Source organism: Halomicrobium sp. HM KBTZ05, assembly GCF_041530035.1.
Classification (GTDB): domain Archaea; phylum Halobacteriota; class Halobacteria; order Halobacteriales; family Haloarculaceae; genus Halomicrobium.
On the sequence record NZ_CP168057.1, the window covers coordinates 221,959 to 233,696 of the forward strand.

The 11,738-nt window shown below is 65.2% G+C and carries 14 protein-coding genes; 8 read left to right on the forward strand and 6 right to left on the reverse strand.

The genetic code is table 11. From position 1 onward, the window contains the following. Positions 1 to 457: 457 nt before the first annotated feature. On the reverse strand, positions 458 to 1,177 hold the full coding sequence (locus ACAH01_RS01190; protein ID WP_153552053.1) for a DUF5828 family protein: 720 nt from the start codon (positions 1,175 to 1,177) through the stop codon (positions 458 to 460). Positions 1,178 to 1,393: 216 nt separating this feature from the next. Here ACAH01_RS01190 and ACAH01_RS01195 point away from each other — a divergent pair, with 216 nt between their 5' ends. From ACAH01_RS01195 to upp, 5 genes are all read left to right on the forward strand, one after another. Further along, positions 1,394 to 2,455, forward strand: a complete 1,062-nt coding sequence (locus tag ACAH01_RS01195; RefSeq protein WP_372479976.1) for a TAXI family TRAP transporter solute-binding subunit — start codon at positions 1,394 to 1,396, stop codon at positions 2,453 to 2,455. Positions 2,456 to 2,459: 4 nt separating this feature from the next. Next, positions 2,460 to 2,945, forward strand: coding sequence for a DUF1850 domain-containing protein (locus ACAH01_RS01200; protein WP_372479977.1), 486 nt, complete (start codon positions 2,460 to 2,462; stop codon positions 2,943 to 2,945). Beyond that, entirely contained in the window at positions 2,942 to 5,629 is a 2,688-nt protein-coding gene (locus ACAH01_RS01205; RefSeq protein WP_372479978.1) for a TRAP transporter permease, read from the forward strand. Before ACAH01_RS01200 ends, ACAH01_RS01205 begins: the two co-directional genes overlap by 4 nt. A gap of 203 nt (positions 5,630 to 5,832) precedes the next feature. After that, entirely contained in the window at positions 5,833 to 6,063 is a 231-nt protein-coding gene (locus ACAH01_RS01210) for a copper-binding protein (protein WP_170092991.1), read from the forward strand. A 60-nt stretch (positions 6,064 to 6,123) separates the two neighbouring features. Continuing rightward, complete coding sequence (upp, locus tag ACAH01_RS01215; protein WP_170092990.1) at positions 6,124 to 6,801, forward strand: uracil phosphoribosyltransferase; 678 nt, start codon at positions 6,124 to 6,126, stop codon at positions 6,799 to 6,801. A 151-nt stretch (positions 6,802 to 6,952) separates the two neighbouring features. On the opposite strand, the gene ACAH01_RS01220 is transcribed toward upp, so the two are convergent. Genes ACAH01_RS01220 through ACAH01_RS01230 form a run of 3 tightly spaced genes read right to left on the reverse strand, consistent with a single transcriptional unit; the run spans position 6,953 to position 8,429 of the window. After that, positions 6,953 to 7,564, reverse strand: coding sequence for a YigZ family protein (locus ACAH01_RS01220; protein WP_170092989.1), 612 nt, complete (start codon positions 7,562 to 7,564; stop codon positions 6,953 to 6,955). 49 nt (positions 7,565 to 7,613) lie between these two features. Next, positions 7,614 to 7,925: a 2Fe-2S iron-sulfur cluster-binding protein gene (locus ACAH01_RS01225; RefSeq protein WP_372479979.1), complete on the reverse strand. Its 312-nt coding sequence runs from the start codon at positions 7,923 to 7,925 to the stop codon at positions 7,614 to 7,616. Beyond that, complete coding sequence (locus ACAH01_RS01230) at positions 7,926 to 8,429, reverse strand: amino acid-binding protein (RefSeq protein WP_170092987.1); 504 nt, start codon at positions 8,427 to 8,429, stop codon at positions 7,926 to 7,928. Positions 8,430 to 8,779: 350 nt separating this feature from the next. Here ACAH01_RS01230 and ACAH01_RS01235 point away from each other — a divergent pair, with 350 nt between their 5' ends. Further along, the gene (locus tag ACAH01_RS01235) at positions 8,780 to 9,622 is read left to right on the forward strand and encodes a hypothetical protein (protein ID WP_372479980.1); all 843 of its coding nucleotides are present in this window, start codon (positions 8,780 to 8,782) and stop codon (positions 9,620 to 9,622) included. A gap of 157 nt (positions 9,623 to 9,779) precedes the next feature. Continuing rightward, complete coding sequence (locus tag ACAH01_RS01240) at positions 9,780 to 10,043, forward strand: hypothetical protein (protein WP_372479981.1); 264 nt, start codon at positions 9,780 to 9,782, stop codon at positions 10,041 to 10,043. A gap of 90 nt (positions 10,044 to 10,133) precedes the next feature. Here the strand turns inward: ACAH01_RS01240 and ACAH01_RS01245 are convergent, their stop codons facing one another. Beyond that, a complete protein-coding gene (locus ACAH01_RS01245) occupies positions 10,134 to 10,646 on the reverse strand; it encodes a CNNM domain-containing protein (RefSeq protein ID WP_372479982.1) in 513 nt (170 codons plus the stop codon). 194 nt (positions 10,647 to 10,840) lie between these two features. Further along, positions 10,841 to 11,428: an imidazoleglycerol-phosphate dehydratase HisB gene (hisB, locus tag ACAH01_RS01250; protein WP_170092983.1), complete on the reverse strand. Its 588-nt coding sequence runs from the start codon at positions 11,426 to 11,428 to the stop codon at positions 10,841 to 10,843. 124 nt (positions 11,429 to 11,552) lie between these two features. Here hisB and ACAH01_RS01255 point away from each other — a divergent pair, with 124 nt between their 5' ends. Beyond that, on the forward strand, positions 11,553 to 11,729 hold the full coding sequence (locus tag ACAH01_RS01255) for a hypothetical protein (RefSeq protein WP_372479983.1): 177 nt from the start codon (positions 11,553 to 11,555) through the stop codon (positions 11,727 to 11,729). Positions 11,730 to 11,738: the final 9 nt, after the last annotated feature.

Consider the following 11,738-nt stretch of genomic DNA (forward strand, 5'->3'; position numbering starts at 1 on the left):
GACGGTCGCCGCCGCGAACCGGGAAGGGCCGAACCTCCGTCGAAGACGTTGTGAGAATCCCACATAAGTCCTTCATAATTTTACACAGTTATTCGGGAAGTACGGAACTGTTACCGCAGAGTCCGGCTTCGAATTAACGAATTTTATCTACTGATACAAAACGACTTACAGGAGACACTCAGGGCACCCGGATTTTCATTATAGGGAAACAACTCCGTGAGTAATTCTGGCGTGTGCGATTCGGTACCGTGATTCTTCCAGAAATAGTGGCCGTAATCTGGATCCGCAGTCGCTCTCTCTCCGAAAATTCTCCGCCGCTTGGTCCCGTTTCTCACGGCGTCAGTTCGTCCGTCTGTCTTCCCGACGCCAAACCGAAATTTCGCTCGGCTTCCCTCGCTCAGTTCGTTTTAGCGTCTCCCGGATACGAACCCGAAATTAAACGCTGACAGAGCAGCGTTTAGTTCGTCTTCGCATCTGTCTCCTCGTCGCCCGTCTCTTCCTCGCTCACCTCTACGCCCTCCGCCGTGGCGGCGGCCTCGATTTCTTTCTCGGTGTTGACGTGCCACCGGTCGACGTCGCTGTCGAAGTCCGCCAGGCGGTTCGAGACCCGTTCCTTGAGGTCGTCGTCGTTGACGTTGATCTCGAAGATGTACTCTGGGCGGTCGTCGCCGTTGACCCGCTGGAGGTTCGCGCTCACGAGCGCGTTGTCGAAGTAGTACGGTGCGATCTGGGTCATCACGTTCTTGTAGACGGTGTCTTCGACCGTCCGCAGAGCCTTGCGGCTGGCCGAGTCGGCGGCGCGGGCGACGTAGTCCAAGCTCTCGCCCCACGACTCGACGGCTTCGTCGGGCTCGTCGAGGTTCTCGTAGGAGTCCGCGAGCTTCTCGCCGGCCGTCCGGAGGTCGTCGTCCGGGTCTTTCCCGGCCTGTTCGCCCTTGCCCTCGTCGACGCGAGCCTGTTCGGCGGTCTTCTCGTTGACGTCCTCGTCGAGCCGCTCGTGGCTCTTCGGTCGCCACTCGTCGAACTCTTCGAGGGCGTCGCCGTCGACTGGCCGGTCGACGCGCTCGTCGGTCGCCAGCTCTCGCAGCGCCTGGACGATCCGCTCGCCGTGTTCGACGACGTCGACCCAGCCACCGCGGCGCTTGAAGCCTGAGACGCTCTCTTCTATGTTTTCCATGGTCGGTTAGAACAGCTGGTGGACCTGGTGCCCATCCGTTGGTGCTGGCGAGTTTTGTCGCTACACCACCATAAGCTTTCGTCGGGCGCGTGGTACCGATCGGCACAGACAGCCACGCTCGCGACGATCGCAGCGACCGTTCACTCCAGTATAGGACCCGCTTACTGGCTGTTTCGGATCTCATAACGAAATGTCGTCCGGTGGTACGACCGGTCTATGGGCGATCACACCAGACGACGATTCATCCGCGCGACTGGACTCGTGGGCGTCACCGCACTCGCCGGCTGTGCCGGCGACGACGACGGCGGTGCGGAGGACTCACCGACCGAGACGGGGATGGACGAGGGTGGCGACGAGACGGAGGGAGGCATGGACGAGACGGCCACCGACACCGAATCGTCTGACGGCGGCGACGGCCAGGTCGACACCCGCCTCTCGTGGCACGCCGGTGGGACCGGCGGCACCTACTTCCCGCTCTCGAACGAGTTCAAGACAGTCGTCGAGGACAACACCGACTTTACGCTGAACGTCCAGTCGACGGGGGCCAGCGTCGAGAACGTCGGCAGCCTCGCCAACGGGAACGCCGACTTCGCACTGATCCAGAACGACATCGCGTACTTCGCGAAGAACGGCACCGGTATCGACGCGTTCCAGGACAACGCCATCGAGAATCTGCGCGGCGTCGCGACGCTGTATCCGGAGACGATCACCATCGTGACCCTCGCCGACACCGGCATCTCGCAGCTGTCTGACCTCTCGGGGGCGACGATCAACACGGGCGATCTGGGCAGCGGCACGCAGGTCAACGCCAACCAGATCCTCGAAGCCGTCGGCATCACCGACTTCGAGGAGCAAAACGCCTCGTTCTCGCAGGCGGCCGACCAGCTCCGGAACGGCGACATCGACGCCGCCTTCGTCGTCGGGGGCTGGCCGGTCGGCGCGATCGAGGATCTGGCGACGACCAACGACATCGCGATCGTCCCCATCGACGGCGACAACCGTACGGCGGTCAAGGACGCGGCGTCGTGGTTCGCCGACGACACCATTCCGGGCGGAACGTACTCGGGCGTCTCCGAAGATGTAGAGACCGTCGCCGTCCAGGCGATGATCGCGACCAACGCCGACGTGCCCGAAGCGACGGTCGAGACGGTGACCGCGGCGATCTTCGACAACGTCGACGCGCTGACGATCAAGACGGAGTTCATCGGCGTCGACTCGGCACAGGACGGGATGTCGATCGAGCTCCACCCCGGCGCGGCGGCCTACTTCGACGCCTGATCCGATGGGGTGGCTCCGTCCCGGACTGGTCGCCGCGGTCCTCGTGACGGCGGCCGTCGGCGTCTCGCTGCCGGCCCAGCAGACGCTGGTCGTCTCGTCGGTCGACTCCGGTGACGTACTCCTCCAGACGCCGGTCGAGGAGGACACGCGCGTCGCGCTGGCGTACACCCACAGCGTCGAGCGCACGCGCGTCGTCGACACGTACCGGGTCCGCGACGGCCACTTAGAGATGACCCGGATGGCCTTCGAATCGTACGGCTGGGGGCTGCCGGCCGACGCCAACGTCTCGCGGGTGAACGGCTCGTTCGTCTACGACCCGCCGGGGACGTTCGAGACGATCACGGTCAAGCCGGGGCGCATCGCCGGCCACCGCCTCCACGTCGGTGACCGGCGCTACGACCTGGTGAACCGTTCGAACGCACGCGCCGTTCGCATCACCGTCGAACGCCGGTCGGTGGTTTGGGCGGCAGTCGAGCACGTCACAGCATGACTCCTCGCATCACCGATACCGACGTCGCGGCCGACGACTTGCTCCAGGAGATCGAACGCAAGCGATCGCTGCGGCGGGTGGCGAGCGTCGTCGTCTCGATCGTCGGCGTCCTCTTTTCGGCCTACCAGATGTGGTTCGCCGCCCGCGGGTTCGTCTTCGCCGTCGAGGTGCCCGTCCTCGGCGAGGTCGAACTCGCCTCCCTGCAGCTGTTGCAGATCAACGCCGTCCACGTCGGGTTCGCGCTCGTCCTGACGTTCCTGTTGTACCCCGGCACCACGGGCGACGGGCGAGTATCGCGGGCCTGTCGCCAGCTCCGAGCGCGGACGGCCTCCCGGCTCGGTCCCGACAGCCCGCTGGTCTCGGCGATGGACGCGGTCGGCGACGGACTGGCCTGGCTGCTCGTCGATCCCGACCTCGACCGCGTGACGCCGTCGGATCTCCTCCTGATCGCCGTCACGGTGCTGTCGAGTGCGTACTTCGTCACCGACTTCCAGGAGATCCAGCGCATGCGCGCGCTGGGGCTGCCCGCCGGCCGCCCGATCCAGGAGGTGTTCTCGTTCCTCGATCCGGTGGCCGGCCTGCTCGGCCCGCTGACGGACGTGTCCTACGCGTTCGTCCTGGGGGTCGTCGGCGTGCTGCTCGTCCTGGAGGCGACCCGGCGAGCGATCAGCCTCTATCTCGTCGTCATCGTGGGCGCGTTCATCGTCTACGCCCGCTTTGGCGTGTTGATCCCACAGGACGCGGCCTACGTCGGCGTCCTCTCGATCCCGGAGCTGACGTGGCCCTCGATCGTCCAGAACCTCTGGTACAACACGGAGAACGGCGTCTTCGGTATCCCGGTGACGGTGTCGGTGCAGTTCATCTACATCTTCATCCTCTTTGGCGCGTTCCTGGAGATGTCCGGTGCAGGCCAGTGGTTCATCGATCTCGCGTACGCGGCGACGGGCACGCGCAAGGGCGGGCCCGCGAAGGCGTCGATCCTCGCGAGTGGTTTCATGGGGACGATCTCCGGCTCGTCGATCGCCAACACGGTCACGACCGGCGCGTTCACCATCCCGCTGATGAAACGGTCTGGCTACTCCCCGGAGTTCGCCGGTGGCGTGGAGTCTTCGGCCTCCTCTGGCGGCCAGATCCTCCCGCCGGTGATGGGTGCCGCGGCCTTCCTGATCGTCCAGTACACTGCGACGCCCTTCGCAGACGTGATCGTCGCCGCCGCGATCCCGGCCGTCGTCTTCTTCTTCGGCGTCTGGGTGATGGTCCACTTCGAGGCCTCGCGGCTGGGTATCGGCGGGCTCGATCCCGACTCCGTCGTCGACATCCGCGCTCACCTGCGGACCGGGTGGTTCTACCTCGTTCCCATCTTCCTCCTGCTGTACTACCTCATCGGCGCTCGGCTCTCGGTCGCGCGCTCGGCGTGGTTCACGCTCGTGGCCATCGTCGCCCTGATCACGCTCGTCGCGGCCTACAGCGACGAGACGCGCGGTCGTCTCGTCGCCATCCTCCTCGTGCTCGGTACGGGGCAGTTCCTCGCACAGTGGCTGACCGGCGCGTCGCTCGTCGCCGCACTGAGTGGCGGCGGTCCGGGCGGACAGTCGATCGGCGGGGCCGTCTCGGCGACGCTTGGCACCGTCGGCTGGCTGTCGATCGCGGCGGGCGCGCTGACACTGCTCTCGAAGCCGCGCCTGACCGCGTCGTGGCTCGCGCTCGACCCAGCGGTCGACGAGGCTGCCGACGAGATCTCGACGGCCGTCGGTCGCCCAGCGGCGGGTGACAACGGGCTCGTCCGCCTCGGCACCTTCGTGCTCAAGTCGATGGACAGCGGTGCCAGAACGGCGGTCCCGGTCGTCGTCGCGGTCGCGGCCGCCGGCATCATCCCCGGCGTGATCAGCGTCTCCGGGCTGGGGCCGAACCTGGTCGCGCTCATCCGTTCGCTGGCCGGCGGCTCGCTGGTCCTCCTGCTGGTCATCACCGCCATCGCGTCGATCATCCTCGGGATGGGGATGCCGACGACGGTCACCTACATCATCCTCGTGTCGATGCTGGGGCCCGCGCTCGTGACCTTCGGCATCCCCGAACTCGCCGCGCACTTGTTCATCCTCTATTTCGGCGTCATCGCCGACATCACGCCGCCGGTGGCCGTCGCCGCCTACGCGGCCTCGGGCATCGCGAAGTCGGACCCCTTCCAGACGGGCATCGAGGCGTTCTCGCTGTCGCTCAACAAGGCGATCGTTCCCTTCGCGTTCGTGCTGGTCCCCGGCATCGTCCTGCTGCGCGAGAAAGACGACGCGGCGGAGCTGCCGTTGGGCGAGCAGTTTCGCGTCGCCACGCTGGCCGACCTGGCAGAGCTTGGCTGGTCGCTCCCGGAGGTGTTCGTCCCCGTCGTCGGCGTCTTCCTCGGCGTCGTCGCGCTGGCCGGCACCGTCATCGGCTTCGTCTACGCGCCCCTCGACCGCTGGGAACGGGCCGGACTGGCGGTCAGCTCTCTCCTGCTGATGGCCCCCGGACTCCCGGTGTCGGCCGGCTACGACGTGACGGCGCTGCTGGGGCTCGGCGGCGGTTCGGTCTCGCTGACCGCCGACCTGTTGCTCCGGGCCGTCGGACTCGCGATGCTGGTCGCGCTGCTGGCGAAGAACCGGCGGGCGGCCCCCCGCGGCGATTCCGGAGCGGCCGCCGACGCCGCGTAGCCGGGGTAATACTATCGGCTGCACATCTGTGACCAATTTCGCCACCCCGGGTGGCGAAGCTCGTCACGAAGGGACAGCCGGCAGTATAAGTCCAGCGTAGAACCGTCTCTCGGCCCGCCACCCGTCCTTACCGTCGGATAAGTGTGAACTGTTCCGGATTCGAATCGCATAACGAAATGGGTCCCACGCCCAGCACCGGGTGCATGGACGACAGCACTCGACGACACTTCGTCAGGGCGACAGCACTCACGAGCATCGGCCTGCTGGCCGGCTGTAGCGACGGCGGCGGTGGCGGTGCCGTCGGGACCGACGAGGACGACGGCGCGGACGACGACGGCGCGGACGACGGCGAAGCCGAGACGGAGACGCCCGAGGGCGGACAGGAGGAGACGGAGGCCGACATGTCGTTCTCGCCGCGGGCCGGCGACGCGTAGCGGTCGCCGCTCCGGAGCGATCGATCAACAGTTAAGCGCCGTCCGCCCGTGCCTCCGCGCATGGCTATCGAGGACCGTGGCGAGGCGAAAGTGATCACCCACGCACTGGCACGAGACGAACTGTCGCGGCTCCGTGACGTCGAGACCGAACAGGTCGAGTTCCGGAAGGGACTGGTCCGTCTCGGTCGGATCTGTGGCTACGAGATCATCGACGGTCGCATGGAGACCGAGTACGTCTCCATCCAGACCCCTCTGACGGATACGATGGGCGAGCGCGTCAAGGGGCTCGACGACGTGGTGATCGTCAACGTTCTGCGGGCGGCCACGCCGTTCGTCGAAGGACTGCTCAAGGCGTTCCCGCGGGCCCGGCAGGGCGTCATCTCGGCCAGCCGAGACGAGAGCGCCGGGATGGCAGACGACGGCTCGTTCCCCATCTCGATCGACTACGTGAAGCTGCCGGAGATCCGCGCGACCGACACCGTCATCGTCGCCGACCCGATGCTCGCGACGGGCTCGACGATGGCCGCGGTTCTCGATGAGATCCGCTCGCAGGGGCCCGATCCCGAGCAACTCCTCGTGCTCTCTGCGGTGGCCGCGCCCCCGGGGCTGGTCCGCCTGAACGAGGCCGATCCCGGCGCGGAACTGCTGACGGTCGCGATCGACGACGAACTCGACGACGACGGCTACATCGTCCCCGGCCTGGGCGACGCCGGTGACAGAGCGTTCCGAACTGATTAACGTCCCGGACGGTCGACGGGTGGACACCGCAGGTCCGTTCGACGATCCACGAACCCCTTCTCTTCGGGTGGAAATTCGCAAGACAGTGGCCCAATGCGAGTTCCAGTGGAACTTCGAGCGAACGATCGCACCCGTTCTCGGCCCCAGAAATCTAGTCGTCTGACGAACCGATTCGTGCCCGACCGCTGGTCGCGCTGGCGATGCGCTCACGGAGGGTGTCGACCTCCGCGACCGGCACCCGCAGGTCGAACGTCACCGTCGCCTCGTAGCGCGCGTCGAACTCGACGCCGGTGCTCTCGACGATGCCACGCACCGTGCCCGAGTCGTCGTAGTCGACCGTGATCGTCAGCCGCTCGTGGGGTCGCTCGGTCGCGATGCCGGCGTCGTCGATCGCGTCCTTGACCGCCCGCGAGTACGCTCTGGCGAGGCCGCCCACGCCGAGGTTGGTCCCGCCGTAGTAGCGGGTGACGACGACGGCGACGTTCTCGATCTCGCGTTGCTGGAGGACGTTGAGCGCGGGCTTGCCGGCGCTGCCGGATGGCTCGCCGTCGTCGCTCGAATACTCGCGCAGGGGGTCGGCCCGCACCCGGTAGGCCGGGACGTTGTGGGTCGCGTCGGCGTACTCTCGGCTCACGGCGTCGACGAACGCCTCCGCCTCGTCGACGGTGTGGGCCGGGCGCACCCGGCCGACGAACTCCGAGCCCTGCACCTCGAAGGCCGCCTCTCCCCGGCCCGCGACGGTGTCGTACGCCTCGTCGGTCACAGCGGCCGTTGTGGCGGTGTGGGCATACGGTTTGTCCTTCCGGACAGGCTCACTCTCGCCGGCCCCACACTCGCTTCTCGGGAATCCGCACGCACATGCCGTCGACGATCTCGATCTGGCAGGACAGCCGCGGGTAGCCGAAGCGATCGGCCAGCCGATCGTGCCAGTGCTCCGCGTCGGGCGGCGTTTCGAGTCGAACGCCACAGGTCGCACAGAGTCCCCGGCCGCCGCAGTTGGCGACGGCGAGGCGGCTGTGGGGCGACAGCCCGTGTTCTATCAGCACGTCCCGCAACACGCGCCCGGCCTCGCAGTCGATCTCTCGGACTACGCCGTCGGGCGTCTCGACGGTGATCGTGGCCATCTACTGCAACTCGATCCGGTGGACGAAGGGCAGCGCGTTGATGTCGGTGATCAGGTCTCCGGGGAAGGCCTCGTCGGTGATGACGTACAGGCGGGGGTCGTCGGTGAACTCCGGATCTTCGGAGATCACCTGCCGGATCGTGATGTCGTGGTCCGCGATGGCGTCGGTGACGGCCGCGACGATGCCGCTCTCCTCGGCGTTGCTGACAGCGACGGTCAGCACGGTCAGATCGAGCACCGGTGCCAGATCCATCAGGCTCGGGATCGCCGAGATGTTCTGGAAGATGCGCGTGAGCTGTTCGTCTTCGAGGATCGCGCTCGTCGTGGCGTTGACGACCCGGCGGTCCACGTCGACCTCGCGGGCGACCTCCGTGTTCGGAATCTCGATGCCGCCGGAGACGACCCGGCCGTCGTCGTTGACGGAGAAGCCCCGTTCGAGCAGCAGGCGGATCACCTGCTGTTGGCCGGGGGAGTCGGAGAACTTCTCCATGATCTCGTCGAACATGGAGAAGCCATTGCAAGCAGGCTGCTTCGGTCTTGGGATCCGGTGACGAGTTATAGTAGCCATTGAAAATCAATGCACACCCGACCGCACGACGGAAGTGCGATCGGTGTGTGAATCGCTTCGGTCGTTGGTATAGATAGAATTATATATTAAAAACAAAATCTAATATAAACTGTTATAATCTGAAGTATGATAAACTGATGTACATGACTGGTGGACTAAACAGGCGAACACTGCTCGAGACGATAGCTGCGACGAGTGCACTCGGAGCCACTGGGACCGCTGCCGGCGATCGGTCAGGAGGACACAAAACTGGCGGACACGACGGTGGGCACCCTGGGACGGGTAGTGTGGACAACGAACAGCAATTGCCAATTGTCGCCAGTGGCACGAGTACACATACTTTTGAACCCGATGGGGAACAGATAATCCACCGACACCGGTTCGAGAGCGACGCCCTGGCAGAGCGGTACGGAGATCCCGTCATTGAGTTCGAACCAGAGCGACTTCCCAGAGAGCGTGTCCCTGACTCTCTCCAAGACGGCGGTAAAACCAGTGTCACAGCCACACGGGTGATCGGGACCTTCGAGGAACACCGGACCGCAGAGAAAGAAATCTGGGACGCGTCGTCAGATACTGTCTCTGCACAGCACCACCTCGACGACGAGATCCCGTTGTACCACTACGAATCGGCTGACACATCCGGCGAGCGTAAGGCTCCGATCAACGTCGCTTGGGATGTTTCCACGGCCTCCGACGCGGAAGATCACTACGCCGACGAGTGCAACTGGGTCTCCGCACCGCAGCCAGATGTGAAACGATACATTGTCACTGATGACGGCGTCAAGAGCAACGACACCCGGATCCAGAAGACGCTCGGAGGCGATGACATAATCTGGCTCGGTCCGATTCCGATCCCGACAGACATCTACGAACAGATCGATATCCGGGTCTACAACTACGGCGAGGAACCGTATCCAGTCCTCGGGCAGGCACACATCGATCCCTGGGATCACAATCAGGACTGCAAGTTCACTGGTGTTGGTTGCCAGGATTGGCAATTCAACGCCGCGCGAACTGCCACGAAGGACTGTTGGACAGACGGCCAGGAACACAGCAGTTGGATCCACTCATTGGACTACAGTGAGCAGGATTTCGATACTCACGACGGGAAGATCGCACTCCTCTCGTGAACGGCACTTATACAACGACCAACTCATGAACCTTCCGAGTCGCCCTGTCACTACGGCACTCGTCGGGACGACCTACGCAGCACTACTGCTCGCGAACACGTATCTGTTCCAGCCGATCGGGCCACCTGGAACCGACCTCGTTTCGACGACGATGGGTGTGGCGTATCACGCTGTCGGACTCTTTCTCCTCGCAGGCGTCGCGATCGCATTCGCACTCTGGTGTGGGCTCGTTTCGCCCGGTGCGTTCGTTCTCTTGTTCACGGTCCTGGCTCTCAGTGACCACGTGATCAGCGGTCCCGAGTTCTCTGTGCTCTATCTCGGCTGGTGGTTCACGTTCCTCGTTCCGATCGTCGTCGCCGCAGTCCTCGAATACGGGGCTCGTACGCTGTTGCAGGTGTATCCACCCAAACCGCTGGTGTAGTTCGTTCCGGTGCCGCTCTCTCGTCACGCCACGAGGGGGCCGCGTGAACAAAATTCGGCCCCAGCGTGTCCATCTTGGTCGGCATAGAGGCTACTGATCGTCGAGATACGGCTTCTCGATTCCGGCGTCGCCGCCGATCAGGCGGTTCATGTATCCCGTCAACACGTCGAAGACGACCACGAGCGGGGAGATGATCCGACCGATCACGGCGAGTGGCCCGGCGATGGTGAGCGCCCACTCGCGGGCGTTTGCGAGCCCGTAGGACTTGGGAACGATCTCACCGAACACCAGCACGACGAAACTGGCCGCGATGGTCGAGGCGGTGACGGCCCCGCCGGCCGGCAGGACGCCAGACAGCAGCGCAGTCGTGATACTGGCGATCGCCATGTTGACGACGTTGTTCCCGACGAGGATCGTCACCAGTAGTCGGTGGGGGTCGTCTTCCAGCGCATGCAGCGTCGCTGCCCGTCGGTCGTCGCTTTCCGCGTCCCAGTCCTCGGGGAGCGTGAAGATCGCGCTCTCGCTGCTGGAGAAGAAGGCGCTCAGGGCGACGAGCCCGACGATCGCGAGCAGACCGATTGCGGTGAACGTGGCTGGAGCCATATCACACCCTGCACGGGCGGCCGGAAAGGATCTCTCATACTACCGGACACGCCGTCACCCCTCCAGGGCCGTCCCGGCAGCGCCGGCCGTGTTCGTCTTCTCGGAGATGTGACGCAGCGACAGCACGACGGCGGCCCCGGCGAAGATGACGGCTCCGGCGGCACCGAACGCCGCCGTGTACCCGAACTCGGTCGCTACAGTTCGCCTTTCGTGCTCGCCACGTCCGACCGGCGCTCGTCGATCCGGGTGGCGTCGTCCAGCGCCCGCGCCAGTCCCTTGAACAGCGCCTCGATCTCGTGGTGGGCGTTCTCACCGCTCACGTCGACGTGCAGCGTCAGCCCGGCGTTGGTCGCGAGCGACCGACAGAAGTGCTTGGCCATGTGGCTGGTCAGCCCGCCGACCTGTCCCTGTGAGAACTCGCCGTCGAACGCGAAGTAGGGCCGGCCGGACACGTCGACGACGACGCTGGCGACAGCCTCGTCCAGCGGGACCCGGCGGTCGGCGAAGCGCCGGATGCCGCGTTTCTCGCCCAGCGCTTCCGCGAGGGCCTCGCCCAGCGTGATCGCCACGTCCTCGACGGTGTGATGGTCGTCGATCTCCAGATCGCCGTCACAGTGGACGGTCAGGTCGAACAGGCCGTGGGTCGAAAACGAATCCAGCATGTGATCGAAGAAGCCGACGCCGGTGTCGATCGTCGACTCGCCGTCGCCGTCGACGTCCAGCGTCACCTCGATGTCGGTCTCGGCCGTTTCCCGCGTGACGGCCGCGGTGCGGTCGGTCATACGCCAGTAGTGTCGGGCCGGCTATTTGGCGGTTGCGCCCCGCCGATAGCGGACCACACGCACGGAACGGGCGTCAGACGACTGTCTGCCGGGTGCTTATGCCGATATTCGACGAGTGATACGTATGGACGACGCGAAAGGACAGGTCGCCGCGTCGGCGGTCATGCTGGCGGGCGCGCTCCTCTTTTACACGATGGCGACGGACATCGTCGGCGCACTGCTTGTCGCTGGCGGGGCCTACGCGCTGATCCTCCCGAAGTTCGTCCAGTCCGAGGGGCCGGCGGCGCGGTCCTCGCGGTAGGACGGTATC

What these genes read in the sequence shown, in the direction of transcription:
- upp (WP_170092990.1), top strand. Translation starts at nt 6,124, where the DNA reads ATGGCTATCGAGGACCGTGGCGAGGCGAAAGTGATCACCCACGCACTG.
- ACAH01_RS01210 (WP_170092991.1), top strand. Translation starts at nt 5,833, where the DNA reads ATGGACGACAGCACTCGACGACACTTCGTCAGGGCGACAGCACTCACG.
- ACAH01_RS01205 (WP_372479978.1), top strand. Translation starts at nt 2,942, where the DNA reads ATGACTCCTCGCATCACCGATACCGACGTCGCGGCCGACGACTTGCTC.
- ACAH01_RS01195 (WP_372479976.1), top strand. Translation starts at nt 1,394, where the DNA reads ATGGGCGATCACACCAGACGACGATTCATCCGCGCGACTGGACTCGTG.
- ACAH01_RS01200 (WP_372479977.1), top strand. Translation starts at nt 2,460, where the DNA reads ATGGGGTGGCTCCGTCCCGGACTGGTCGCCGCGGTCCTCGTGACGGCG.
- ACAH01_RS01245 (WP_372479982.1), bottom strand. Translation starts at nt 10,646, where the DNA reads ATGGCTCCAGCCACGTTCACCGCAATCGGTCTGCTCGCGATCGTCGGG.
- ACAH01_RS01225 (WP_372479979.1), bottom strand. Translation starts at nt 7,925, where the DNA reads ATGGCCACGATCACCGTCGAGACGCCCGACGGCGTAGTCCGAGAGATC.
- ACAH01_RS01230 (WP_170092987.1), bottom strand. Translation starts at nt 8,429, where the DNA reads ATGTTCGACGAGATCATGGAGAAGTTCTCCGACTCCCCCGGCCAACAG.
- ACAH01_RS01190 (WP_153552053.1), bottom strand. Translation starts at nt 1,177, where the DNA reads ATGGAAAACATAGAAGAGAGCGTCTCAGGCTTCAAGCGCCGCGGTGGC.
- ACAH01_RS01255 (WP_372479983.1), top strand. Translation starts at nt 11,553, where the DNA reads ATGGACGACGCGAAAGGACAGGTCGCCGCGTCGGCGGTCATGCTGGCG.
- hisB (WP_170092983.1), bottom strand. Translation starts at nt 11,428, where the DNA reads ATGACCGACCGCACCGCGGCCGTCACGCGGGAAACGGCCGAGACCGAC.